The organism is Pseudoalteromonas sp. SG45-2, assembly GCF_014164115.1.
Lineage (GTDB): Bacteria > Pseudomonadota > Gammaproteobacteria > Enterobacterales > Alteromonadaceae > Pseudoalteromonas > Pseudoalteromonas distincta.
Genome location: NZ_JACJEO010000018.1, coordinates 85,271 through 109,596, shown reverse-complemented (window position 1 = coordinate 109,596; position 24,326 = coordinate 85,271). Strand labels below are relative to the sequence as shown.

Genomic DNA, 24,326 nt, shown 5'->3' with positions numbered 1-24,326 from the left:
GCAGCCTTGTGCTTCTATAGATATTGAACAACACTTTAGTTATCAATATAACGAGTGGCAGGCTATGCAAAAGAGTAAACTCTGGCTTTTAAAGTACTTCAAAGGTATCTCTTTTGTTTTGTTTTTGATGATACTTATTAGTTTTAATTTCATTTTAAATGATGCATTACATCAAAAAGCACATGTTTCTGGGCAGCAGTTTGTTAAACGCGTTTATGAATTAAATTTATCTCCCTCTATAAATAATGAAGTGTTGGTCGCATTAGCTAAAAATGAAGGCTTTAAGTTAGAGCTGCAAAATTCTTCTGATCACTTTAGGAACTTAGTAAATTTAGAACGCGAAGTTTTTACTTTTAAAACGTTAAGTTTGAGCCTTTATCACTATCCAGTGTGGGTAACACAAAGCTACTTATTTATATTTTTGAATCTGATTATATTAGGCGCTGCTAATTGGTCTTATCGCTGGTGGAGCCTGTTAAAAGTCAACCGTAAAGTAATGCTTAAAAATACAGTTATACAGCCGACTAAAATTATTCAACAAAGGCATAAAAATACTCAACTAATCGAACAGGCAAAAAAATGTGATTTAAGTTCTTTGTATGGAGTTAATACTGCATCACATAACTTATTTTTACTTATTGAGTGTGATTGTAGCTATGATAAAAAAACGGATATAGAAGCCAATTTTAAAGTCTTAATTACTAAAAAATTAGCCGAACTTAAAGGTGTGTCGGTAAAAATACTAAACTCTAATTACTTAGCGGTTACCTTACCAAACATTTCTATTAGCGAGTTGAATAGCTACGTTGAAAAGCTTCATAAAAATGTGTTTTTAATATGTCAAAATCATCAAAAAAATATTACTCATAAAAATATTAAAATAGGTGCGTGTGATTATCAATTAGGCGCTGATCAAGTGGCGGTTTATAAGCTAGCAAAATCAGCACTCGCGCTATCACAAAGCAGCCTATTGCAGCATTGCCACCGTTTAACGTTAAATCACTGCCAAGAAAAACACCTCTCTAGCAAACAGGTTATAGAAAACATTAAAAAGAATAAATTTATATTATTCTTTCAGCCTGTATTTGAACTCTCTAGTGGAGATATCCTGCAGCATGAAGCTCTTATTCGGGTTAGGCATAGCCAACTTGGTTTACTGGCCGCTCGTTATTTTATTAAGCAGGTTTATAGTGATCAAGACGCTTTAATATTAGATAAAGCTGTAATAACACAAGTCAAAAAGCTAATGCTCAGTGAGTCTTCGGCTTTAACAGTTAGTGTAAATCTACACCCTAAAAATTGGTTTAATACTGTATTTTGGGAGTGGTTAGCCAATCAAATGGCAGAGCTTAAGTTAAATACTAAATTACAATTTGAAATAAGTGAGGCAGAATTTTTTACTCATAGAGAGTCGATAACTAATGCACTCAATGTTATTAAAAAAGGGCATTCACATATTGTGATTGATAATGTAAAAAGCAGTGAGAAAGTAGCCATGCTAGTTGATTATAACCAAGTATGTGGGCTTAAGTTATCTTACGAACTGGTTCATTTATTAGATGAAAAAACTCAAAGTCAAAAGAAAATAAAAAGGATAGTCGAAGCCGCTAGTCTTTTAAATCTACCCGTATACGCGGTGGGCGTAGAGACTCAAAAAGAGCTACTTACGCTTACCAAATTGGGAGTGGTAGGAGCTCAAGGTTTTTACTTTTCAGAGCCACTTCAAGAGTTTACGCAAGCGGTATTTAATTAAGGTCTAGATTAACCCTCTATATTTAAGCCCATTTAAGCCTTGAAGCCCGCCAGTATGAACAGCAATAATTTTACTCCCAGATGGGAAATAATCTTGCTCAATGAGTTGCCACAATGCATACATCATTTTTCCGCTATAAATAGGCTCAAGCGGTAGGTTGTGTGTGCGGCCTATATCTTGGCAGAACTGCCATAACTCAGGTGAAAATTTTCCATAACCACCACCATGAAACTCTGTGAGTAACTGCCAGTTAGTTTGATTATTAGCTTTAGCGCTCAGCTTTTTTATTTCTTCATTTAAATAATCAGCTTGTTTTAATACCGCTATACCAATAACTTGTGTTGTTGAAGCACTGCCTTCTATTAGTCCAGCAAGTGTGCCACCACTACCTGTAGGACAAACTAAGTAGCTATGTTCGGGTAAGCTTTGTACTAATTCTTTACACCCTAATAAAGCATGTTCATTTGTACCACCTTCAGGGATGATATAAGCGTTTGGAAAACGCTCTTGTAGAGCATTAAGGTATTCGGTGGCGTGACGTTTTCGATATTCTATACGATTAACAACATGTAGGTTCATACCACAATGTTTTGCAAACTGAATTGTCGGATTGTTGTTATCAAGTTCTGGTCCGCGGATAATCGCGTGAGTTTTTATATTAAATTCTTTTCCCGCAGCTGCGCAGGCGTGAATATGGTTTGAAAACGCACCACCAAAAGTCAGAAGCTCTGTTTTATTTATCTTTTGCATATACGCTAAATTGTATTTTAATTTACGCCATTTATTGCCACTTATTAGCGGATGGAGTAAATCATCACGTTTTATACCTAAACAAATATTTCTCTTTTTTAGAAACGAGCTATCTAATTGTTGAATATAGTTATTTTCATCTATTTTGAATTTTTCACGCATTTTATTGGTTTTCAATTTGGCAAAGTAGTTAAAATGTACGACACTTATTTCATACTCAATTAACAATAGTAGCTATATGAAAGAAAAGCTGTTTTCATGGTTAAATCGTAGTTTAGATCCAAATACAGCTATTGGTGTTGCAACTTACGCAGATACTGTTAACGCGGTATGTTTAAAAAAACAACGCGACCAATGGATGGTTCACAGTTCTCACAGTGTAAATGTGTCTGAGCAAACCGATTATACCGCTGCAATTGTTGCTTGTACAAATGAGGTGTCTACTGATATTTGTGCAGTTAATTTAGTCATACCGCACTACTTTTATCAAATAGTGCAAATGGATAAACCAAACCTTAGTGATGAAGAAATCATTCAGTCGCTGCCTTGGACTACAAAAGATTTAGTTGATATAGCTTCTGAAAACATTGTAGCTGACTTTATCGATTATCCAATAACGTTACCAATGCAAAGCAGCAAAATGAATGTATTTATTACCAATAAGCTGCAGCTACTTCCGTTTATAGACAGTTTTGAACAAACTAAACCAGTTTTGCGTGCAATGACCTCTGAAGAAATGGTTTTAGTAACTTTATTTGGCTCATACAAAGAGGCGCATATGCTGATTGTGCAGCATGCTAATCATGAACCTCGAATCTTAATTATTCGTGATGGACAATTAGTATTAGCTAGGCGATTAAATGGTTTTTTAGGTATTTCAGACAAGGATCAAAACCAAGAACTAGTAGAGGCGTTAGGGTTAGAAATTCAGCGTTCGATGGACTTTTTTGAAAGCCAGCTCAAGCAACCGCCAATTCGCAGCATACAGCTACAGTGCGATGATTTATCTTCATTAACTCTTAGAGCCGGTCTTGCAGAGTTTTTACAAGTAAAAGTTGTAGATTTTGCGCCTAACTTAGAATTAGCGCAGCAATTAGAGCCAAACTTTTATTATGCGCTCGGAGCAGCCTATCAATTAACAGATCCGGAGTCTGTGCTATGAAAACCCGGATTAATTTTTATCAAAAAACCTTACGAGTACGCCGAGACCCAGTCCCTTTATCGGGAATGATTACACTGTGGTTAGGTGCGCTATTAATTATTGCAATCACGTGGGCTTTTTACAGTTATAAAACTTATTCAAGTGAGCTTGATTTAGAACAAAAAAAGAAATATCTCAAACAAGGAAAAGCTCAGTTAGAAGTTGTAAAACAGCAGCTAGCAGAGAAGCAAAATAAAACAATTTTTATTAATGAGCTAAAAACACTTCAGCAAGAGGTTTTGCATAAGCAGCAAATATTTAGTTATTTAGAGCAAAGCTCAGATCAATCCGCAACCGACTATGCGCAGGTTATGCAAGATTTAGCCAAGTATCACGAGCCTAATATCTGGCTTACCCATATTAAATTTGTAGGGCAAAGTGTCACGTTTCAAGGGCAAGTATCGCAGTCAAAATTTTTACCTATGTGGTTTAATAATTTAAAGCAGTCACCTTTTTTTATTGATAAAGAATTTTCAGTTTTAGAACTGTCAACAAAAGATGGTCTGAGTGAATTTAATGTGGCGACCGACCTTGCTGATAAAGGCGCTAAACCATGAACAACAAGAAAGACAAAGGTTGGCCTATTTGGGCAAAGTATCGAGCTCAATTTGCATCGCTGCAAAAGCGTGAGAAGTATTCCACTGTATTTGTAGGCTTATTCATGGTGATTTACCTCGGCCTGTGGTTTGTTATTTTTCCACAGCAAGATGAAGTTGCTCATATTCGCTCTGAACAAAATGCAGCATTGCAGGAGTTACAGCAGATAAATGCGCAACTCTCCATGTTAAATCAAGCACTAAACTACGACTACACTAAGGTTTTACGCAGTCAAATTGCACAAACCAGAGATGAGTTAGCAGAAATAAATAATCAACTTAATAGTTTTAGCCAAGGCTTTGTAGCGGCTAAAAATGTACCTGCCGTTTTAAAAGATTTGCTCGTAGATAGTAGCGACGTAAAAGTGAGTAGCTTTAATGTCAAACCAGCACAGGCTATCGATGTAGAAAAACTAGGTGAACATGATACGCAAACATTATTTTTTGAGCATCAGATGGTCGTTACTTTAGAAGGTAGCTACTTTAGCTTACAAAAATATTTAGCCGCATTAAAAAATAATCAAGATAAGTTATTAATACAGGAGTTTAGTTATCAGGTACTAGAGTACCCTCAAGCTGAATTAACTTTACAAATTGCTACAGTGAGCGCTAATGAAAAATTTATCGCATTATAATTTATGTTTTTTATTACTTTTGTTCACTTTCGCACCCAGTGCATTAGCGCAATTACGCGATCCTACTCAACCAAATATGTATGTAAATAACAACAAGAGTGTAACTCAAAACACAGAACTTAAATTGCAATCTATTATTAAAAACAGTACAGCATTTAAGGCCATTATTTCAGGCCATATTTATCGAGTCGGTGATGCTGTAGACGATTTTCGGGTGCTAAGCATTAACTCAAAACAGGTTGTGTTAGCAAATGATGATAAACAAATAAAATTAGAATTATATGACTATGAAATTAAAAAATAATTTATCTCATCCGTGGCTTGTTCTTCTATTGTTACCTACATTTTTAACTGCGTGCCATAGCTTTAAACCAGGTAAAGAGGTTAAAACTCATATAGAACAAGAGCTGGCTGAAAAGCCTGTAGATACTAAAGCGATTGCGCCTTTACAGATGCCGAGTGAGCTTACCCAAAGCCTACTATCATCAATAAATAATGAGCAAACTATAAGTGATGATTTATCTATAAAGCGTTTTGATGTAGCCGCTAATGACGTTGAAATAGGCGCCTTTTTTGCAGGCTTAACAGACGATACGCCTTTTAGTGTTGCTGTGCATCCTGAGGTAAATGGCACAATTAGTTTAAATCTTAAAAGCGTTACTTTTAATGAAGTCATTGCTGTTATTAAGCGTATGTATCCTTTAGATATTGTTAATGAAGGACGAATAGTACAAGTACTGCCAGCCAAAATGCGCACAGAAACAATACCTGTAAATTATTTAATGATGCAGCGCCATGGTCAGTCTACAGTGAGTGTGGTTGCTGGTGGGGTTAGTCAATTTGCACAAAGTGGCAGTAGTTCGAATGGTTCAAGTTCAGGTAGTAGTAACCAGCAAAATAATGAGTTTGGCGGCGATAATCAAAGCTTAGATTTAAACGGTTCTCGAATCCAAACAATTAATAAAAATGATTTTTGGCAAGAATTAGAAGTTGCTCTTAAGTCCTTAATTGGCGCAAGCGATGGGCGCTATGTTGTTGCAAGCCCACAAGCTAGTTTGGTAACCGTAAATGCATTACCAAGCGAAATTAGTCAGCTAAAAGAGTTTTTGCGTCAAAGCCAAGAAAACCTGCAACGCCAAGTTATTCTAGAAGCAAAAATAATAGAAGTAACTTTAAAAGATGAGTACCAACAGGGAGTTAACTGGGAGCGTATAGCGAGTGGTTTAGAAGGCGGTATTTCGTTTGCTACAACAGCGGGTTCTACTATTAGTAATAGTATTTCAGCCGCAATTGGTGGAGCGTCATCGCTAACCATTCAAAAAGGAGACTTTAACGGGGTTATTAATTTGCTTGAAACGCAAGGTGATGTGCAAATGCTATCTAACCCTCGAGTTACCGCTACAAACAATCAAAAAGCAGTTATAAAAGTAGGGCAAGACGAATATTTTGTTACTAACGTATCAAGTACGACGGTAACGGGTACTGCTACAACGACCTCGCCTGAAATTGATTTAACGCCGTTCTTTTCTGGTATTGCCCTTGATGTAACGCCGCAAATTGACAAGTACGGCTCAGTTATTTTGCATGTTCACCCTTCAGTAACTGAAACAGAAGAGCAGCTAAAAGTAATTACATTAGACGATCAACGTTTTGAGTTGCCTCTAGCACAAAGTAACATTCGAGAATCAGATACTGTTATTCGCGCTCAAAGTGGCGAAATAGTGGTTATTGGTGGTTTGATGCAAACATCAACACAGGATGAAGAATCAAAAACCCCCGTGTTGGGTGATATCCCACTATTTGGCAATTTATTTAAAAGTATTCGTAAACGCCAAGAGAAAAAAGAACTGATTATTCTAATCAAACCAACGGTTGTTATGCCAGATACTTGGAAAAAACAACAAGGTGAAAGCCGTCAGCTTTTAAAAACATGGTATGAAAACTAACTATGTATTTAAGCTTTTTTAATTTAAGTGAAATGCCTTTCACGTTAACCCCTAACACAGAGTTTTTTTGTGCACTTGAACCGCACCATGAAGCGATGCAAGTGTTAACAACAGCTATTGAAATGGGTGAAGGGTTTATTAAAGTCACTGGTGAAGTTGGGACTGGTAAAACGCTACTTTGTAGAAAGCTATTAAACCAACTTGAGCCAGATTACATTGTGGCTTATTTACCTAACTCTTATTTAAGCCCAGAAGAGCTTAGATGGGCGATTGCCATTGAGCTGGGTATGGATGTAGATAAAGCATTAGATCAGCAAGCACTAGGGCAGCTTATAAATCATCACTTACTCGACTTACAAGAAGATAATGAGCGTGTAGTGCTCTTGATAGATGAGGCGCAATGCTTGAGTTGGGAGACTCTAGAGGCGCTGAGATTATTTACAAACTTAGAAACAGAAAGTGAAAAACTAATTCAAGTTGTGTTATTTGGGCAACCTGAACTTGATGAAAAGCTGGCAAACAACAAAGTAAGGCAATTACGCCAACGTATCAGTTTTTCGTATAAATTACGGGCGATGACTGGCGCTGAGGTTGTTTATTATATTAATCACCGCTTACAAGTTGCAGGGTTTAATAGGCCTCCTTTATTTAATAATAGTATGGGGCTCAAAATTGCTAGAGCTAGCCGTGGAATTCCTAGGTTAGTTAATATTTTATGCCACAAAGCACTATTACAAGCTTACGGTGAAGGGTTAAATATAATAACAAATCGCCATATTCAACTTGCCATAAAAGATACCGAAGACTGCGCAAAGTATCGAACCGGACAATATTGGAGCTACAGTGCTTTAATGTTTAGTGTTTTAGCTATTGCTGCCATATGGGTATGGAGGCAGTTGTTATGAGCGTTATAAATAATATGCTTAAAAATATTGAGCAACGAGAAGCTAAACAAGTAAGTATTCAAGAAGGTATAAGTTTAAAGCCGATATATGATGTAAAAAATATTGCATTTAAAGCCGTAATTTTACTTATTATGCTAAGTGTCATTTTTTTAGCATACCTATATTTACCGACCGCCGACAAAAAAGAGACTCAACGTGAGTCTGTGTTACCACAGCAAAAAATGGTCGCGGTTCTAAGCTCTAATTTATCTGATTATCAAGATGAAAAAAGCAATGTAGAACCTTTAGTTGAGCAAGATGTTGTGAAAACGGTTGTGCAAGTTGAGCAAATAAAACCAGAAGTGAATGATTTAGCTGAATCCAAGTTGAGTGAAGCAACATTACTGGTTTCTCAACCAACGGCTGAGCCAGTTGTAATTGCCGAGGTTAAACAAGGCCCTGCACTAGCTAAAGATAATGTACTGGTAACTAGCGAAGCTATTGTCAGCAAACCAAAAATTGCTCCAATGATTAAAACTAAGTCTCAAAATACTATGACTAAAAGCGTGGCAGAAGCTAAGTCGCCACAGGCTTTATTGATTGAGCAATTAGCCGCAGCTAAACAAGCAATACAGTTTGGCTTATACAATGAAGCCATTAGTGATTTAAATATTATTTTAGCGCAATTGCCTTTGCACGTTGAAGCTCGAAATTTACTCGCTGCAACTTACTTTAAACAACAAGATATAAATTCTGCGCAACAGGTTTTGCAAGCAGGTATTCGCCAAAACCCTAACGTACTTGAATGGCGTGTAATGCTAAGCAAAATACTCATTATGCAACAACAGTATGAAGGAGTATTGCTGCTTTTAAGTGATGAATTTGAGGCTCAAGCGAATCTTGATTTTTGGGTGCTACAAGGTACTGCTGCGCAAAGTGCGAGTAAGCACCATAAAGCACTTGAAAGCTTTAAACATCTTACACAACTACAGCCTAGTCAAGCTAAGTGGTGGCTGGCACTTGCAACCTCAAAAGATGCATTAGGAGAGTACCTCGATGCTAAACAGCTTTACAAAGTGGCTCTAGATTTAGGTGGATTAAATACAGCTATGACGCAGCATGCATTACAGCGTTTAGTTGCGCTAAAGGAGGCCGTATGAGACCTAGTTTAAAAATGCGCTTAGGGGACTTACTTGTTCATGAGCACATGATCACCGAAGCGCAACTAAGCGAAGCGCTAAACGTTCAAGCTGCGACGGGTCGTAAATTAGGTTCGACGCTTATTACACTTGAGTTTATTAGTGAACCACAACTATTACGTTTTTTAGCGCAGCAATTACAAGTACCTTTTTTAGATATATCACAGCGAAAAATATCAGCTGATGTATCTAAGCTTTTATCTGAGGTTTATGCACGTCGCTACAGAGCATTAGTAATTGAAGACAATGGTGACTCTGTTTTAGTCGGGATGAGCGATCCTGCTGATCTAAGGGGGCTTGATCAACTTGCAACTATGCTTGCTCCTAAACGAATAGATTTAGCTGTTGTACAAGAAAGTCAAATAATGGCTGCGTTTGACAACGTATATCGTCGTACAGATGAAATTACTAACTTTGCAGCACAACTCCATGAAGAATATCAAGACGTAGAAGAGTTTGATTTAAACTCTTTAGGTGATGAAACATCTGATGCAACCGTTGTAAAGCTACTGCAATCAATATTTGAAGATGCTGTGCAAGTTCGCGCATCTGATATTCACATTGAGCCTGATGAAGGTTTGCTTCGCATTCGTCAACGTGTAGATGGCATATTACAAGAGCACACTCTTAACCAAGTAAAAATAGCATCGGCACTCGTGCTACGTTTAAAGCTTATGTCGGGATTAGATATATCTGAAAAACGCCTCCCTCAGGATGGTCGCTTTAATATAAAAGTGCGCAGCCATAGTATTGATGTGCGCCTATCTACTATGCCCGTTCAGCATGGCGAATCAGTTGTAATGCGTTTGCTTGATCAATCAGCCGGATTATTATCGTTAGATGAGACAGGCATGCCAGTACACATATTAAAACGTGTACGCAGCATTATAAAACGTCCGCATGGCATGGTTTTAGTTACTGGGCCAACAGGCTCGGGTAAAACAACCACACTATACGGTGCATTAAGTGAGTTAAACCAACAAGAAAGTAAAATTATTACAGTAGAGGATCCCGTTGAGTATCGTATTGGCCGTATTAACCAGGTACAAATAAATAATAAAATAGGGCTGAGCTTTGCAAGTATTTTACGGACCGCTCTAAGGCAAGATCCTGACATTATAATGGTTGGTGAAATGCGTGACCAAGAAACCGTAGATATTGGATTAAGGGCCGCTTTAACAGGCCACCTCGTACTATCAACGTTACATACCAATGATGCAATTACCAGTGCTATGCGTTTAATCGACATGGGGGCACCGGCTTACTTAGTGGCAAGTTCACTGCGCGCGATTATTGCTCAGCGATTAGTAAGACGAGTATGTAATGACTGCAGAGTACCGTACTTGCCAGATCGCCAAGAATTAAGTTGGTTAAAATATTTAGGCGAAGAGATTACAGATGCTCAATTTTCTAAAGGGCAAGGTTGCACCGCATGTAATCACAGTGGCTATAAAGGGCGTGTAGGTATTTTTGAGTTACTCGAAATGGATGATGCGATGATGGATGCATTACGGGTTAACGACACACAAGGTTTTGCAAAGGCAGCTAAAAATAGTGCTAACTTTTCGCCACTCTCAACAATGGCATTAAACTACGCCAAGCAAGGAATTACCTCTTTAGATGAAGTATTTAAAGTGGCTGAATATATCCCAGAAATAGTAGGGGATATTGATGCAACTATATAGCTACAAAGCGAAAGACAGCAAAGGTATGTTGGTTAAAGGGCAATTAGAAGCGAGTAACCAAGCTGGCGTAGCTGATAGTTTAATGAAGCGTCAATTTATACCAATATCAATCTCTTTAGTTGAAACAAAAAATAACATCAAAATTTTTGATAATTTATTTGTCGAAAAAATAACGCTAGACGACATGATTATGTTTTCTAGGCAAATGTATTCGCTATTAAAAGCAGGTATACCAATTATACGAGCAATGGTTGGGTTGGCAGAAACAACACAAAATAAAAAATTTAAAAATGTACTAATAGAAGTTACCAAGCAGCTCGAACAAGGCCGCGACTTATCCAGTGCAATGGCGATACATAACGAGGTATTTAGCCGTTTAACAGTATCCATGGTAATGGTTGGTGAAGGCTCTGGACGATTAGAAGATGCGTTTTATCAACTCGCTATTTATTTTGAGAAAGAACAAGAAACCCGAAAGCGTATAAAAGCAGCTATGCGCTACCCTACTTTTGTTATTTTGGCTCTAGTAGCGGCTATGATTATTTTGAATATTTTTGTTATTCCTACCTTTGCCAGTATGTTCGAAAAATTTGATGCTGAATTGCCATTAATGACTCAAATATTAATTGGCACTAGCAGCTTTTTTGTTAACTACTGGTGGTTATTATTGGTGATGGTTATTGGTTCTGTTTTTGCTTGGAGGCGTTATTTAAATACAGAGCCTGGACGCTTTAAGTGGGATCAATATAAATTAAAAATTCCCTTTATTGGCGATATTCTAAAACGTACTTTGCTTGCTCGCTACAGCCAAAGTTTAGCTATGGTATTGCGATCTGGTGTTCCCATGACCACTGGTTTATCACTAACAGCGCATGCCGTAGATAACAGCTATATGGAAAAAGCGATTATTACTATGCGCCAAGATATAGAAAAGGGCGATAGTTTACTCAGAGCGTCAAAAAGCTCTGAACTGTTTTCTCAGCTTGTATTACAGATGGTTGCGGTGGGAGAGGAAACTGGTCGGGTTGATGAGCTATTACAAGAGGCTGCTGATTATTATGAGCGTGAAGTTGATTACGATCTACGTAGTTTAACTGCAAAAATCGAACCTATTTTAACTGTGTTTGTTGCCATTATGGTGCTGATTTTAGCGTTGGGTATTTTTATGCCTATGTGGAACATGATGTCAGCGATTAAAGGTAATTAACCAAGTGATTGCGTCAAAGGCTTACTCAAAAGGTTTCTCATTATTTGAGTTAGTTATTGTTGTTATTTTACTGGCAGTAATTTTGAGCTTTGCTATACCTCAATATATAGGTATTAAAAATCAAGCGCATAATGCAAGCGTTGACGCTATAGCAGGTAGTTTCTCATCGGCCGTTGGCATGGTTAGGGGTCAATGGGAATTAGAAGGTAGACCAAACAGCAGGTCAAACAAAACATTTGTTAACTATGCAGGGGTAATAGTTGGTGTTGATGGGACGTTAGGTACACCAACAAGCGATGAAACAGAAAAAAAAGATACTCGTGCAGAAGTTATAAATGCGAATAAATGCCGCCAAGTTTTGAATATAATTTTACAAGATGCACCCAGTAGTACGTTAAGTAATGAATTATCGATAATAAAAAGTGTAAGTTTTTTAGTTAGGTACAATGCAGAAAATACGCAATGCGTCTATTATTTAACTCACACCATTGATGTTAAAAGTATACCTACCAATACAGGGGAAATATCAGGTTTAACAGGTTTTTCATACTTTGCTAAAACAGGCAAAGTAAAAATATTTAAAAATTAAGTAATTAAAAAGAGGCTTACTTATGAAAACGCAATCGTTAAAAAGTTTACCAATGAATAAACAAGCAGGTTTTACACTTGTTGAATTGATCATCGTAATTGTTATTTTAGGCATTTTAGCTGTTACCGCAGCACCTCGCTTTTTAAACTTGCAAGGTGATGCCAATGCTTCAACACTTGAAGGCTTACAAGGGTCGATTCGCAGTGGTATGAATATTGTGAATGGCAAATCTATTATTGCTAGTGATCACAAAAAGGATGAGGCTACAGTTACAGTAGATACTGGTGTAGCAGTACCTACTGTTTATGGTTATCCAGCAGCAACAGAAGAAGCCTTTGAAGCATTTTTAGATGTCAACTTTGCAGATGGAACACCAAATGCAATTGATTCAGCTGATTTCAATTTATTTGTAAACGATACAACAGTAACTATTTTTCCTAATAGTTACACTGTGGATGCAACTACTGTTGATGATTGTCGAATTGAATACACGCAAGCTACTGCGACGACAGGCCCTGTAGTTGTAACTCCTCCAGTGATTACACTTGTTACTACGGGTTGTTAATTACATAAATGATAAGCAGTAGTAAGCAACGATTGCGTGGCTTCACACTCATTGAGTTAATTATTACTCTAGTGATATTGGGAATACTGTCGGTAACGGCAGTTCCCAAATTTCTGGGCAGCTCAACAGAAGACGCCTATTCGTATCGAGACCGTACTTTAAATGCACTTAGGACAGTGCAGCTACGTGCAATGCAAAATACAGCAACAACAAGTTGCCATACCCTTTATATAACCTCCACACTTATTGCTCCCTCCGCACCCGATACATGTACCGGTGGAGCAGATACCAATAACACCGATCATTTAGTGGTACAAATAAACACGCAAAGAAGTGATATAACATTTAGCGCTTTAGATAGTAACGCGAATATATTTACCCAAATTAGTTTTGATCCTTTAGGTAAATCAAATCAAACCTGTACTACGCAGTGTCGAATAGATGTTGGATTAGCTGGCGTATGCATAAGTGGTGAAGGGCTTATATATGCGTGCCCTTAAAGTAAAAGGTTTTACTCTAATAGAGCTTATTATTGGCATTGTCATGTTTGCAATTGCATTAAGTATTATTACAGCTTTAATTGCCCCACAAGCCAAAAAAAGTGCAGAGCCGATTGTGGCTTTAAGAGCCTCTGAATTTGGTCAATCACTAATGAACGAGATTCAAAGTAAGTCGTTTGATGAGCACAGTGATAGAAGCGCACCTTTTAGGCGGTGTGGCGAAATATCTATAGGTGCTGAGGCTTGTACCGCACCTGCTGACTTCGGAGTAGATAACTCAGAAACCAGAACTAGTTATAACGATGTAGATGACTATATTGCACTGTCTAACCAGCCTATTACTAATAGCTTAGGTGAGGTGTTAAGCGAGTACAGCGACTTTAATTTAGTTGTTACTGTTGAGTACGATAGCGACTTTAACGAATCGACCACCAACGATGGCACAACCTTTAAGCGTATTACTATTGAAGTAACATCACCCTTAGGCGAAGTTTACGGATTTAGTGCATATAAAGGGAATTACTAATGCAAAGAGCTAAATACCAAAATGCATTTACCCTTATAGAACTATTACTTGTCATGGTTATTATTGGTATTTTAGCCGTAAGTGCATTTTCATTTATTGGTGCTGGGGTCAGTATTTACTCACAAGGGGTTGAGCGCCAAGAAGCAGTAGCTCAGGCCCGCTTTTTAATAACGCGACTTAGTAAAGAGCTTCGCCATGCTACGCCAAACTCATTAAGGCTCTCTTGCGATAACAGCACTAGCGGAGCATGTAGTGCTCAGCAGTGCTTAGAATTTACGCCGTTTTTATCAGCGACTCACTATACAAATTACCTACCTACCGTAGCGCCTTTTAATGTTAGCGCTGTTGATTTTGAACTTAATAATTTAACGCAGCCGCAAGCTGGAGATTGGGCAACTATTTACCCGTTAAGCAGCGCTGATATATACGATGAGAATAATAATAAGCGTTTAAAACTATCAGCATTTAATAGCTCCACCACTAGTGCAATTGATGAGTGGCAATTTAGTAAAGCGTTTGCCCAAGAGTCGCCAAGTAAGCGCCTTTATTTACTCTCTCAACCTGTAAGTTTTTGCGTTGAAGGGCAGTATTTATATAGATATACCGATTACGGTTTTACAGTTAATCAATTAGATGCCGTGAGCTTACAAATAAGCAGTGGTGTTAAACGTGATTTATTAGGTATTTACATTGCCAATAATTTAGCGAGCGATTTATTTTTTACTCTTGATGCGCTCTCCCTACAAAGAAACGCTGTGCTTAATGTGAATGCGCAAATGCAATTTAACAATACTGAAGTAATGAATTTTAACCATGAGGTGCATATTCCTAATGTACCTTAAAAAAAATCATCACGGAAAAGCCTTACCCAGTAAACAAAAAGGGAACTTAATAATTGTTTCTTTGGTAATTATTGTTGCTTTATTAGCACTAGGGTTAGCATTAGTTAAAGTGCTTTCTGGTGCATCACAACAAAATACGATTGAGTATTATGGGGCTCGCGCTTTTATGGCAGCACAAAGTGGATTAGAAAGTGGTTTAACGCAACTCTTTCCAATAAATAGCTCAGTGCAAAGCTGTGCATCAGTTACAACTAATTTAACCTTTCAAACTGCATATTTAGCTAATTGTAACGTGCTGGTGAGTTGCGATGAATATATAGACCTACCCGACAGCAGCACAACAAACGGGCTTGTTAATATTTATTACTTACAAAGTAGTGCAACGTGCGCCGCAATTGATTGCCCTGCAGGAAATGATTGCAGAAAGGATTATTGGGAAACACAAAGAACACTCAGTGTGGAGGCTAAAACTTTACCATGATAAAAAGTGCATTAGTCATTATATTTTTTAGCTGCGTGTTACTTTGTAATCACGCAAATGCAGTGCCTCCAAAAATCGAGGGCCGTTATATAGAGCTGCAAGATACATACACATCGCCTGTTTGGACAAAAGTAAATTTTCAACAGCAATATATAACGCCTCCTGCTGTATTTATGCTCTCAACAAACCAAGGTGGAAACCCTGCAATAATAAGAATACGTAATATAACCACAACTAGCTTTGAGGCCTTACCGCTTGAACCTTCAGGAGAAGATGGTGGGCATATTAGTATGGGGGCGCACTATTTAGCTGTTGAGTATGGTGTGCATCAATTTCCAGACGGCACAATTATGGAAGTGGGCAGTACAGACTTATTACTCGAATTACAGTATGGCTCTAAGTCTGGCTTTGCTCCACTGACACCTAAAGGCTATAAGTCTTTAACATTTGCTGAACCGTTTACTCAAAGGCCAAACTTTTTCCATTCGTTACAAACACTCAATAGCATAGACAGCAATCCACCTTCTGAGGCATTAATTCCGTTTTTAACAGTTGCAGTAGAAAGTAATTCTCTATCTGCCAGCGGCGTTAATATTGCTTTAGAGGCATCTGAAACAGCACTTGGGCTCATAAAAAACGAAACTGTTGCTTACATGGCAGTGGAGCCAGGAAGTAACCGCACATTTACTGACGATAATGGCGTTGAGGTATCGTGGGAAACTTTTTTCACAGGCTTTGAAATTGACGGTTGGAGCGATGGCTGTAATTACTTTAGTTTTACTAATAACTTTAGTGTGGCTCCTTTGGTGGTTGCAAGTAAAAACTCACGCCAAGAAGATGATGGCGGGTGGCTACGCAGCTGTAACTTAAGAACTGACAGGCTAGGACTTGTTGTTGACGAAGACCGTGATGGCGATAACGAGCGCCGTCACGTAAACGAGGAAGCATCAATACTCGCCATGACCAGTACCTTTGTGTTTAACGGTGATATTTTAGATTGTGATACCTTGTTCCCTGGCGCTATTTCTACTTATAACAATGGTGAGGTGCAGTTAGTTCAGGGGGTAGAAATAACAGATGGCAATGCGCAGTTTGTCACCACCACAAGTTTAATTTCTACTGCGCTGACGAGCCCTCCTTTGTGTAATGGTCAGGCGTGTGTTGCTGGTGGTTATAACTCTTTAGAACCGAATCAAGCGGCGCAGGTGCCAACGGTTACAAATGATGGTAGCTCAACAGGGCCCGTACCTACTTCTTTAGCTGGCGACTATTATTACGATGAGTTGCAGTTAAGTATGCTGGAAACAGAGTACAGAGTAACAGCGCCTACACGTATATTTTTAAAAGACACAACCTCACTATTATCAACTTCATTTTTGAATATAGGTAAAACAAGTATAGTGGTCGAAACCGGCGCGTATTTAGCTATTTATGTTGATGGTGCGGTTGCTATTGCAGCCGATGCAAATATTGCGGGCTATATTGTTGCCACTGGTGAGGTAAGAATCGCTCAAAATGTGACGTATCAGGGGTCAATTACATCGGCTACTCAAATTATTACCGAAGGGAGCTCAACGTTTGACGCTCTACCAGTACCCGAAAGTATCCCTGGTTTTTGTGGCATTTATACACCAGAAACACTGGATCATTATCGTTTAACAATAAGCGATAACAATGCTCTAACGTGTGAAGCTAAAGAGATGACACTCACAGCCTGCGCTAATGATGCCTGCGATTTATTATTTGCTGAGCCGTCTAGTTTAAACCTTTCTCCAGATAATAGTGGTCAGCAAAGTTGGGTTACGGGGGAGAATATTAATTTTACAGGATCAGCGGTTGTCGAATTTGCTAAACGCACCACAGGCAGTGTTACATTTGGATATAACACTGCTGATCCTTCTGCACCTCTTCGTTGTTATATCGGTGGTAATAATGTTGGTTTGAGTGGCTGTAAAGTTACGTTTTCTGATGCTGGATTTATTTTTAATAATGATACAGATGGAAATACTACAATTCCTACTCAGTTATCAGCAAAGCCTTCAAATACTGGATTTAATGCAAAAGCGCTATCTATTCAAGCGGTAAAAACAAATACCACTACGGGCGTATGCGAAGCGGCATTTCCTGCTGGTGGTGATGTAAGCTTAGATTTATCGTATACATGCAGTGCTGGTGCAAGTTGCTCTGATACGGTTTCACTTAGTAACAACAATAATACCTTTGCGGTCGAGCAAGCAGCTAAATCGTTCACGCTAAACTTTGATAGTGAGTCTAAAGCCCCGATTGTTATAAATTATCCCGACGCAGGAAAGTTGAGTTTAAATGTAAATACCAATTTAATTTTAGACCCAGTCACTAATTTATCAGTAAATCTAACGGGGAGTTCAAATGAGTATGTTGTAAAGCCATTTGGATTAGCGATGGAAGTTGCAAGTGATGGCTATGCAGCAGATGCCAATGGAAGTTTATTTAGATTAACTGGCGAAGCATTTGATTTAAAAATGAATGCGGTGCAATGGCAAACAGGGCAAGACACTAACAACGATGGTTACCCAGATAACTACAGCAATATTACAAATAACACCATTGCCAAGCACTTTATTACAGAGCAACCACTTGTAGAGGCATTACTTAAAGCGCCTACGCCAGGCGTTCAAGGTACGCTTGAAGCGATGAGCACTGTTGCCTTTAGTGACACAGGCAGTTTGAGTGAATCTATATCGCAGTATAATTACGACCAAGTTGGCATAATTGATTTAACAGCAGGTCTGCAAGATGCCGATTACTTTGGCGCGGGAGATGTAAAAGGTGAATTATATAACGTTGGCCGTTTTGCACCTTCGCAGTTTCAGGTAGTGGGGGTTCAAGCTGCCGCACAATGCACGCAATACGGCAGTAATTTAACTTACCTTGATCAACCTTTTGAACTCGGCTTTACAGTACAAGCACTAAATCAAAATGGTGAGCTAATGGCTAATTATAAAGAGGGCTTTGATAAGTCCAGTGTAGCCATTAATGCCGAAAATAATGAAGTAGCTAACTATGTACCCGCAACTAATTTTGCTAGCCGATTAGTAAACCTAGGAAATAATAACTGGGGAGATATAAGTGACGGCCAGTGGCAAATGAGCCAACTTAACACGACACTCGAAAGATTAGGTGTAGGGCAAGCAGATGGACCGTTCGCTATGGTCAGTTTAATGGCAACGCTTTCTGACATAGAAGGAGCAACGCTCATTGATGCAAATGATAAACCTAATACACAAACAGCATGTTCGGGTGGCTGTAATAGTGTACGACTAAATACATTACCAATAGAGTTTAGATTTGGACGTTTAGTACTTGGTAATAACGCAGGCTCCGATCTCGACCCTTTACTTATTCCTATGCAGGCTCAGTATTACAACGGCAGTGGATTTGTAAATAACGCAGAAGATAACTGTAGTGTATTTGATCATACCCAAATCACTCAAATATCACCTAACAGCCCGCAATTAGCCTACGAATATGGAACGGGTGTATCTGGCCAGTTAGAGGCGGGAGTGTATCCGGCAAACAATGGTATTTATGCGCAGCCAAATGGTTTGGGTGAATTTACCTTAGAATATAATACTTATGATTGGTTAAAGTGGGATTGGCAGGGGGATGAAACACAGCTTGATCCTCGTACTATTTTACAATTTGGACGCTTTCGAGGAAATGATCGGGTTATTTACTGGCGTGAAACACGCGAATAGTTGTAAACTAAGATAATAATTGAACAAAGCTTGTGTTTTGTGCTGCAAGTACATAGCATAAGGCTTTAATTATAAAAAATAATAACGACCAAATAATTGCCGCTTTTTGGGACTGGAATATATGCGAATTACTCCTTTATCTCTGTTAATTTCAGCTAGTTTGTTAGCTAGTAGTGCATTTGCACAAGACACAGCTACAGTAACTGGAATTGAGTCAGAGATTAGTGTTAAACAGACAGAATACGATAACTCGACAAGAATACTTGAAAAACATCTTAAAGAAGAAAGTCAGTTACAAAATCAACTAGAGCTACTTCGTTCTCGTTCTACAGAGCTAGATAAAGAAAAAAACCAAGCGCTCGATGCGATGAACGAAATGTACCGTCGTTTAATTGACGATCCCACTATTAATATTAGTGCGGCTCAATCACGCTATCAAAAAGCGGTGATTGATCATAAGCAAAACAAAGATGATATTTCTATGCAGTTGGCGGCAATTGCATCCCACCGTAAAGATATAGAGCAAATTCGTGTTGCTAAGCATACGCTTTTAAATACTTTAGAAAGTTTAAAAGAGCAGTTAACTACAGCCAGAGTAGAGCGTTTACGTAACGAGTTTACACGTGAAGGCACGCTTGAAGTTAACCATACGATTAACTGTAAGCGAACAGAAACGCTAGCAGCGTGTGAGCAACGCGGTCAGCAAATGGGGCTACAAAAAGCAACTAAACGCTTTGTAGATCAAATATTTGCAAACTTAACAGAAGAGCGCATTGTTGAGCCAAAACGTAATTTGGCGGGCGCTCAAGTACAAATATTAAGTAGCCATGTAGTTAACAGTGCATTTAGCGGCCAAGGTAACTACAACGTTAACTTAAGCGTAACCATGCGCGGCGAAGTAAACAGTAGCCGTTTATGTAGCTTATTAAGCATTGATAACCGTTATTGTTCTGAGTACGGCACGCCACTTACTGCTGCTTATCAACCCGCGTATAACAATACATTTACTGATAGTCAGTTAACATTCAGTAATAGCGCGGATAATAGCAACACGGTGTCGGTTTCTCGTTTAGAAAAGCAGCCAGTACGTGATTATTCAGTTAAACCTGCATCGGTGAAAAAAGATTACCCTTCTATCCTTAATAAGAAGAAGGATCAATCAATAGAGCTGACATTACGATCAAACGTATACGACGATGAAGTGTTTATCGATGGTGTAAGCTTTGGCTCAACACGCTTGATCACACGTTTACCGCCGGGTATTCACAACATTGAAATACGTAAACTTGGCTATAAGCCTTATCAAGTTCGTGTTGATTTAAATAAAGCACAAACAATTAATGCAAATTTGGTAAAAAAGCCTAAGTCGATTGCTGCACCGACCTATACTCGAGAGCAACCAGAAGTAACAACACGCCAGGTTAGTGAAAACGTTAATGTATTAAATGCAAACGTTGAAACGCCGGTTGTCGTTATTCCTGCAGGCAAATTTAAAATGGGCGATATCAATGGCAATGGTTTAGCTAATGAACGTCCAGTAATTGAAAAAGTAATAGCAAATTCTTTCGCTATGCAAAGTAAAGAAGTAACCGTAGGTGCCTACGAAAAATTTGTAGCAAATACAGGTTATAAAACTCAAGCGGAAAAAAATAAAGGGTGTGCGTATTATTTAAATGGCGAACCAGTATGGGAAGCAAATTTAAATTGGCGTAATCCTGGTTTTGAGCAAGGCAGTGACTTTCCTGCTGTATGTTTAACTTATAACGATGCAAAAGCTTACGCTGAGTGGTTATCGGGTCAAACAGGGCAGCAATTTCGTTTACCTAACGAAGTTGAGTGGGAATACGCAGCACGTGCAGGAACCGAAACAGAATACCCTTGGGGTAACGAAATTGGTAAAAACCTAGCTAACTGTGGTTGGTGTGGTAGTGAATGGTCAAATAGACGTGCATCACCAGTAGGTTCTTTTTCTCCAAATGCATTTGGATTATACGATACCGTAGGCAATGTATGGGAATGGACCGATAAAGAATCAGGTGAGTCTGATGTAGCAGTAAGAGGCGGAGCGTGGAATTTTGCACCAAGCCTTGCTCGTGCATCTACGCGTTTAATTTTAGCGCCTGATTTTAGATCTAACTACATTGGTTTTCGCTTAGTTCGCGAACGATAAACTCAATTAAGGAAGCTTTGCTTCCTTTTTTCACAAATTCACAAAGGCGCTGCGCTTTATATTGCTCATATAGTTGAGCATGTTAAAGTGAGGCAGCTAATATAAGAACGTATTTCAAAGGTCATCCAGCCTCATGTTTAAAAAACTCCGTGGTATTTTTTCTAACGATCTATCGATCGACTTGGGTACAGCCAATACCCTAATTTATGTAAAAGAAGAAGGTATTGTATTAAACGAACCTTCTGTTGTTGCTATTCGCCAAGAACGCGCTGGTGGACCTAAAAGTGTTGCATCTGTAGGTACAGAAGCAAAACAAATGCTAGGCCGTACACCGGGAAATATTAAAGCAATCCGTCCAATGAAAGACGGTGTAATTGCTGATTTTTATGTAACTGAAAAAATGTTACAACACTTCATTAAGCAAGTGCATAACAATAACTTTATGCGCCCAAGTCCGCGTGTACTAATTTGTGTACCGTGTGGTGCGACTCAAGTAGAAAAACGTGCAATACGTGAATCTGCAATGGGTGCCGGTGCTCGTGAAGTTTACCTAATTGAAGAACCAATGGCAGCAGCTATTGGGGCCGGTTTACCAGTATCAGAAGCAACAGGTTCTATGGTTGTTGATATTGGTGGTGGTACAACTGAAGTGGCTATTATTTCACTTAACGGTGTTGTTTACTCATCATCTGTTCGTATTGGTGGTGATAAGTTTGACGAAGCTATTATTAATTATGTACGCCGTAACTTTGGTAGCTTAATTGGTGAAGCGACAGCTGAAAATATTAAGCATCAAATTGGCTCTGCGTTCAAAACTGATGAGCCAATCGAAATTGAAGTGCGCGGTCGTAACCTTGCCGAAGGTGTTCCGCGTTCATTCACGCTTAACTCACACGAAATCCTAGAAGCTCTACAAGAACCGTTAATGGGTATTGTGAGTGCAGTAATGGTTGCGCTTGAGCAATCACCACCTGAGCTGGCATCAGATATCTCTGCCCACGGCATGGTACTTACTGGCGGTGGTGCATTGTTAAAAGATTTAGACCGTTTATTAATGGAAGAAACGGGTATTCCGGTTGTTGTAGCTGATGATCCACTTACGTGTGTTGCGCGTGGTGGTGGTAAAGCATTAGAAATGATCGATGTTCATGGTGGTGACGTTTTTAGTTACGACTAATGAAATTAATGTTTGGACGCACAGTCTCTTTGCAACTGCGACTTTTTGTCGCAGTGCTTTTGAGTATCGTACTCATAGTTGGAGACAGATATACGCAAGGTGGTACCGTTGTTCGTACCAGCCTTAATACTCTAGTTAGCCCACTAATCTATGTTGCTAATTTACCCTACGAATTATTTAGCTTAAGTGCTAAAAGCCTGCATACGCGGGATCAACTTCTTACAGAAAACGAAGCGCTGAAAAAAAAGCAAATGCTACAAAGCGAGCAACTTCAGCAGTATCAATTTCTAGCCAGAGAAAATCAAAAACTGCGTGCCTTATTAGGCTCATCTGCAAAGCAATCAAATCGTAAAATAATTGCTCAAGTACTTTCTGTACATTCAAACCCGTATAGTCATCAGGTTGTTATTAACCGTGGTACAACTGACGGGCTTAGTGAAGGCCAAGCTGTAATTGATGAAATGGGTGTAGTAGGGCAGCTTACAAAGGTTGGTTCAACAACTTCACGCGTGCTACTAATGACCGACACCACACATGCCACACCTGTGCGTATACTTCGTAACGATGTACGAACGGTTGTTGAAGGCATAGGTAAAATTAACGTCGTTAAGCTCTCTCACGTTCCACACAGTTTAGATGTGCGAATTGGCGATGTACTTGTTACATCGGGTTTAGGGGGGACATTTCCTGAAGGGTACCCGGTGGCAGTAGTAACCGAAATAAATCGTGATGAAGGGCGACCGTTTGCACAAGTTTTTGCAGAACCTATTGCGCAACTAGATCGCATTCGCTTGCTGGTTATTTTATGGCGTAATCAACAGGAGCAAATCAGCGATGATTAACCGTTATTCATTGTTAATTGCGCTAAGCATCTTTTTTGCGTTAATAATGGCACTGATGCCACTTCCATTTTCGTTTGAACCATTTAGACCTGACTGGGTTTTACTTGTACTTATGTATTGGTCGCTAGCAGTACCGCATCGTTTAAATATTGGTACTGCTTGGGTCGTTGGTTTATTAATAGATTTAGCGTCTGGCTCACCGCTGGGCGTGAACTCGCTTACATTCTCGGTATGTATTTTTGTAACCGCGAGCAACTTTCAAAAAATTCGTAACTTTTCGCTTTGGCAACAAAGCCTACTAATTGGTTTATTTTTAACGCTGTATCACTTAATGCAGTTTTGGCTAAATCACTTTTTGTTAGGGGTTTATTTTAATCCACAGTACTTATGGCCAGTAGCAACCGGAATGGTTAGCTGGTTTTGGGTCTTTTTACTACTTCGTAAATATCGCAGACATTTTAGGATCAGGTAATGACTACCGCAGTATATTTGGCATCAGCCTCTCCCCGTCGTAAAGAGTTATTAAGCCAATTAGGTGTCGAATTTACACAATTTAGTGTTGATGCAGATGAAAGCCCACTTCCAAACGAGCAACCTAGAGCACTTGTTGAGCGTTTAGCGCGCTTGAAAGCCCAAAGCGGTGTAGAGCTTGGATATACCGATCGCCCTGTACTTGGTAGTGATACCGTGGTTGTTATAGACAACGAGTCATTGGGTAAACCTCGCGATAAAAACGATTTTACACACACGTTAAAACGCCTATCGGGTAACACGCATCAAGTTCTTACCGCAGTTGCATTTGCGACGCAAAATGATGTGCTTAGCTGTGTTGTAAGCACAGATGTTACTTTTAAAACCTTAACAGATGAAGAAATTAATGCTTATTGGGAGTCAGGTGAGCCACAAGATAAAGCCGGTGGCTACGGTATCCAAGGTTTAGGTGGTCGCTTTGTAACTCACATTGCGGGTAGCTATTTTTCTGTTGTAGGCTTACCTTTATATGAAACCGAACAATTACTAAAAACATTCTTAAGAAGGTAA

23 protein-coding genes are annotated in these 24,326 nt (G+C 38.9%); 22 read left to right on the top strand and 1 reads right to left on the bottom strand.

Annotated features, from left to right (window positions below):
• Positions 1 to 64: 64 nt before the first annotated feature.
• Entirely contained in the window at positions 65 to 1,753 is a 1,689-nt protein-coding gene (locus H5116_RS14135; RefSeq protein ID WP_182716464.1) for an EAL domain-containing protein, read from the top strand.
• A 3-nt stretch (positions 1,754 to 1,756) separates the two neighbouring features.
• Here H5116_RS14135 and H5116_RS14130 read toward each other — a convergent pair whose 3' ends face one another.
• On the bottom strand, positions 1,757 to 2,665 hold the full coding sequence (locus H5116_RS14130) for a 1-aminocyclopropane-1-carboxylate deaminase/D-cysteine desulfhydrase (protein WP_182694815.1): 909 nt from the start codon (positions 2,663 to 2,665) through the stop codon (positions 1,757 to 1,759).
• Between the two features lie 76 nt (positions 2,666 to 2,741).
• Here H5116_RS14130 and H5116_RS14125 point away from each other — a divergent pair, with 76 nt between their 5' ends.
• The 21 genes from H5116_RS14125 to H5116_RS14025 all read left to right on the top strand — a co-directional run bounded on the left by H5116_RS14125 (position 2,742) and on the right by H5116_RS14025 (position 24,326).
• Positions 2,742 to 3,665 carry a hypothetical protein gene (locus tag H5116_RS14125; RefSeq protein ID WP_024598058.1) on the top strand — a complete coding sequence of 308 codons (924 nt, stop codon included), beginning with the start codon at positions 2,742 to 2,744 and terminating at the stop codon, positions 3,663 to 3,665.
• Positions 3,662 to 4,261, top strand: a complete 600-nt coding sequence (locus H5116_RS14120; RefSeq protein ID WP_024594795.1) for a PilN domain-containing protein — start codon at positions 3,662 to 3,664, stop codon at positions 4,259 to 4,261. Before H5116_RS14125 ends, H5116_RS14120 begins: the two co-directional genes overlap by 4 nt.
• On the top strand, positions 4,258 to 4,935 hold the full coding sequence (locus H5116_RS14115) for a hypothetical protein (RefSeq protein WP_024598056.1): 678 nt from the start codon (positions 4,258 to 4,260) through the stop codon (positions 4,933 to 4,935). The genes H5116_RS14120 and H5116_RS14115 overlap by 4 nt, the downstream gene beginning before the upstream one ends.
• Positions 4,913 to 5,239, top strand: coding sequence for an agglutinin biogenesis protein MshK (locus H5116_RS14110; RefSeq protein ID WP_024594540.1), 327 nt, complete (start codon positions 4,913 to 4,915; stop codon positions 5,237 to 5,239). Before H5116_RS14115 ends, H5116_RS14110 begins: the two co-directional genes overlap by 23 nt.
• A complete protein-coding gene (mshL, locus tag H5116_RS14105; RefSeq protein WP_182716468.1) occupies positions 5,223 to 6,881 on the top strand; it encodes a pilus (MSHA type) biogenesis protein MshL in 1,659 nt (552 codons plus the stop codon). The genes H5116_RS14110 and mshL overlap by 17 nt, the downstream gene beginning before the upstream one ends.
• Positions 6,882 to 6,883: 2 nt before the next feature.
• Positions 6,884 to 7,786: an ExeA family protein gene (locus H5116_RS14100; protein WP_024598054.1), complete on the top strand. Its 903-nt coding sequence runs from the start codon at positions 6,884 to 6,886 to the stop codon at positions 7,784 to 7,786.
• A complete protein-coding gene (locus H5116_RS14095; RefSeq protein WP_182716463.1) occupies positions 7,783 to 8,925 on the top strand; it encodes a tetratricopeptide repeat protein in 1,143 nt (380 codons plus the stop codon). Before H5116_RS14100 ends, H5116_RS14095 begins: the two co-directional genes overlap by 4 nt.
• Positions 8,922 to 10,649 carry a GspE/PulE family protein gene (locus H5116_RS14090; RefSeq protein ID WP_076925387.1) on the top strand — a complete coding sequence of 576 codons (1,728 nt, stop codon included), beginning with the start codon at positions 8,922 to 8,924 and terminating at the stop codon, positions 10,647 to 10,649. The genes H5116_RS14095 and H5116_RS14090 overlap by 4 nt, the downstream gene beginning before the upstream one ends.
• The gene (locus H5116_RS14085) at positions 10,636 to 11,856 is read left to right on the top strand and encodes a type II secretion system F family protein (protein WP_182716462.1); all 1,221 of its coding nucleotides are present in this window, start codon (positions 10,636 to 10,638) and stop codon (positions 11,854 to 11,856) included. The genes H5116_RS14090 and H5116_RS14085 overlap by 14 nt, the downstream gene beginning before the upstream one ends.
• Positions 11,857 to 11,860: 4 nt before the next feature.
• The gene (locus H5116_RS14080) at positions 11,861 to 12,445 is read left to right on the top strand and encodes a prepilin-type N-terminal cleavage/methylation domain-containing protein (protein WP_182716461.1); all 585 of its coding nucleotides are present in this window, start codon (positions 11,861 to 11,863) and stop codon (positions 12,443 to 12,445) included.
• A 22-nt stretch (positions 12,446 to 12,467) separates the two neighbouring features.
• Positions 12,468 to 13,010, top strand: a complete 543-nt coding sequence (locus tag H5116_RS14075; RefSeq protein WP_024594534.1) for a prepilin-type N-terminal cleavage/methylation domain-containing protein — start codon at positions 12,468 to 12,470, stop codon at positions 13,008 to 13,010.
• Positions 13,011 to 13,018: 8 nt separating this feature from the next.
• Positions 13,019 to 13,510, top strand: a complete 492-nt coding sequence (locus H5116_RS14070; RefSeq protein ID WP_182716460.1) for a type II secretion system protein — start codon at positions 13,019 to 13,021, stop codon at positions 13,508 to 13,510.
• Positions 13,497 to 14,036, top strand: coding sequence for a prepilin-type N-terminal cleavage/methylation domain-containing protein (locus tag H5116_RS14065; RefSeq protein WP_182716459.1), 540 nt, complete (start codon positions 13,497 to 13,499; stop codon positions 14,034 to 14,036). The genes H5116_RS14070 and H5116_RS14065 overlap by 14 nt, the downstream gene beginning before the upstream one ends.
• Entirely contained in the window at positions 14,036 to 14,878 is an 843-nt protein-coding gene (locus H5116_RS14060; protein WP_182716458.1) for a type II secretion system protein J, read from the top strand. The genes H5116_RS14065 and H5116_RS14060 overlap by 1 nt, the downstream gene beginning before the upstream one ends.
• Entirely contained in the window at positions 14,868 to 15,359 is a 492-nt protein-coding gene (locus H5116_RS14055) for a hypothetical protein (RefSeq protein WP_024594530.1), read from the top strand. The genes H5116_RS14060 and H5116_RS14055 overlap by 11 nt, the downstream gene beginning before the upstream one ends.
• Entirely contained in the window at positions 15,356 to 19,096 is a 3,741-nt protein-coding gene (locus H5116_RS14050; protein WP_182716457.1) for an H-type lectin domain-containing protein, read from the top strand. Before H5116_RS14055 ends, H5116_RS14050 begins: the two co-directional genes overlap by 4 nt.
• 121 nt (positions 19,097 to 19,217) lie before the next feature.
• On the top strand, positions 19,218 to 21,266 hold the full coding sequence (locus tag H5116_RS14045; protein WP_024605452.1) for a formylglycine-generating enzyme family protein: 2,049 nt from the start codon (positions 19,218 to 19,220) through the stop codon (positions 21,264 to 21,266).
• A 133-nt stretch (positions 21,267 to 21,399) separates the two neighbouring features.
• Complete coding sequence (locus H5116_RS14040; protein WP_002958401.1) at positions 21,400 to 22,443, top strand: rod shape-determining protein; 1,044 nt, start codon at positions 21,400 to 21,402, stop codon at positions 22,441 to 22,443.
• Positions 22,443 to 23,285 carry a rod shape-determining protein MreC gene (gene mreC / locus H5116_RS14035; RefSeq protein ID WP_173400216.1) on the top strand — a complete coding sequence of 281 codons (843 nt, stop codon included), beginning with the start codon at positions 22,443 to 22,445 and terminating at the stop codon, positions 23,283 to 23,285. The genes H5116_RS14040 and mreC overlap by 1 nt, the downstream gene beginning before the upstream one ends.
• Positions 23,278 to 23,757, top strand: coding sequence for a rod shape-determining protein MreD (gene mreD, locus H5116_RS14030; RefSeq protein ID WP_002958403.1), 480 nt, complete (start codon positions 23,278 to 23,280; stop codon positions 23,755 to 23,757). The genes mreC and mreD overlap by 8 nt, the downstream gene beginning before the upstream one ends.
• Positions 23,757 to 24,326, top strand: coding sequence for a nucleoside triphosphate pyrophosphatase (locus H5116_RS14025; protein WP_002958404.1), 570 nt, complete (start codon positions 23,757 to 23,759; stop codon positions 24,324 to 24,326). Before mreD ends, H5116_RS14025 begins: the two co-directional genes overlap by 1 nt.

Bases quoted from the DNA above. Each gene is read 5' to 3' on its own strand.
- H5116_RS14065 (WP_182716459.1), top strand. From the start codon at position 13,497: ATGCGTGCCCTTAAAGTAAAAGGTTTTACTCTAATAGAGCTTATTATT.
- H5116_RS14050 (WP_182716457.1), top strand. From the start codon at position 15,356: ATGATAAAAAGTGCATTAGTCATTATATTTTTTAGCTGCGTGTTACTT.
- H5116_RS14045 (WP_024605452.1), top strand. From the start codon at position 19,218: ATGCGAATTACTCCTTTATCTCTGTTAATTTCAGCTAGTTTGTTAGCT.
- H5116_RS14130 (WP_182694815.1), bottom strand. From the start codon at position 2,665: ATGCGTGAAAAATTCAAAATAGATGAAAATAACTATATTCAACAATTA.
- H5116_RS14075 (WP_024594534.1), top strand. From the start codon at position 12,468: ATGAAAACGCAATCGTTAAAAAGTTTACCAATGAATAAACAAGCAGGT.
- H5116_RS14060 (WP_182716458.1), top strand. From the start codon at position 14,036: ATGCAAAGAGCTAAATACCAAAATGCATTTACCCTTATAGAACTATTA.
- H5116_RS14100 (WP_024598054.1), top strand. From the start codon at position 6,884: ATGTATTTAAGCTTTTTTAATTTAAGTGAAATGCCTTTCACGTTAACC.
- H5116_RS14040 (WP_002958401.1), top strand. From the start codon at position 21,400: ATGTTTAAAAAACTCCGTGGTATTTTTTCTAACGATCTATCGATCGAC.
- H5116_RS14095 (WP_182716463.1), top strand. From the start codon at position 7,783: ATGAGCGTTATAAATAATATGCTTAAAAATATTGAGCAACGAGAAGCT.
- H5116_RS14125 (WP_024598058.1), top strand. From the start codon at position 2,742: ATGAAAGAAAAGCTGTTTTCATGGTTAAATCGTAGTTTAGATCCAAAT.
- H5116_RS14090 (WP_076925387.1), top strand. From the start codon at position 8,922: ATGAGACCTAGTTTAAAAATGCGCTTAGGGGACTTACTTGTTCATGAG.
- H5116_RS14025 (WP_002958404.1), top strand. From the start codon at position 23,757: ATGACTACCGCAGTATATTTGGCATCAGCCTCTCCCCGTCGTAAAGAG.
- mshL (WP_182716468.1), top strand. From the start codon at position 5,223: ATGAAATTAAAAAATAATTTATCTCATCCGTGGCTTGTTCTTCTATTG.
- mreD (WP_002958403.1), top strand. From the start codon at position 23,278: ATGATTAACCGTTATTCATTGTTAATTGCGCTAAGCATCTTTTTTGCG.
- H5116_RS14070 (WP_182716460.1), top strand. From the start codon at position 13,019: ATGATAAGCAGTAGTAAGCAACGATTGCGTGGCTTCACACTCATTGAG.
- H5116_RS14085 (WP_182716462.1), top strand. From the start codon at position 10,636: ATGCAACTATATAGCTACAAAGCGAAAGACAGCAAAGGTATGTTGGTT.
- H5116_RS14055 (WP_024594530.1), top strand. From the start codon at position 14,868: ATGTACCTTAAAAAAAATCATCACGGAAAAGCCTTACCCAGTAAACAA.
- H5116_RS14110 (WP_024594540.1), top strand. From the start codon at position 4,913: ATGAAAAATTTATCGCATTATAATTTATGTTTTTTATTACTTTTGTTC.
- H5116_RS14115 (WP_024598056.1), top strand. From the start codon at position 4,258: ATGAACAACAAGAAAGACAAAGGTTGGCCTATTTGGGCAAAGTATCGA.
- H5116_RS14135 (WP_182716464.1), top strand. From the start codon at position 65: ATGCAAAAGAGTAAACTCTGGCTTTTAAAGTACTTCAAAGGTATCTCT.
- mreC (WP_173400216.1), top strand. From the start codon at position 22,443: ATGAAATTAATGTTTGGACGCACAGTCTCTTTGCAACTGCGACTTTTT.
- H5116_RS14120 (WP_024594795.1), top strand. From the start codon at position 3,662: ATGAAAACCCGGATTAATTTTTATCAAAAAACCTTACGAGTACGCCGA.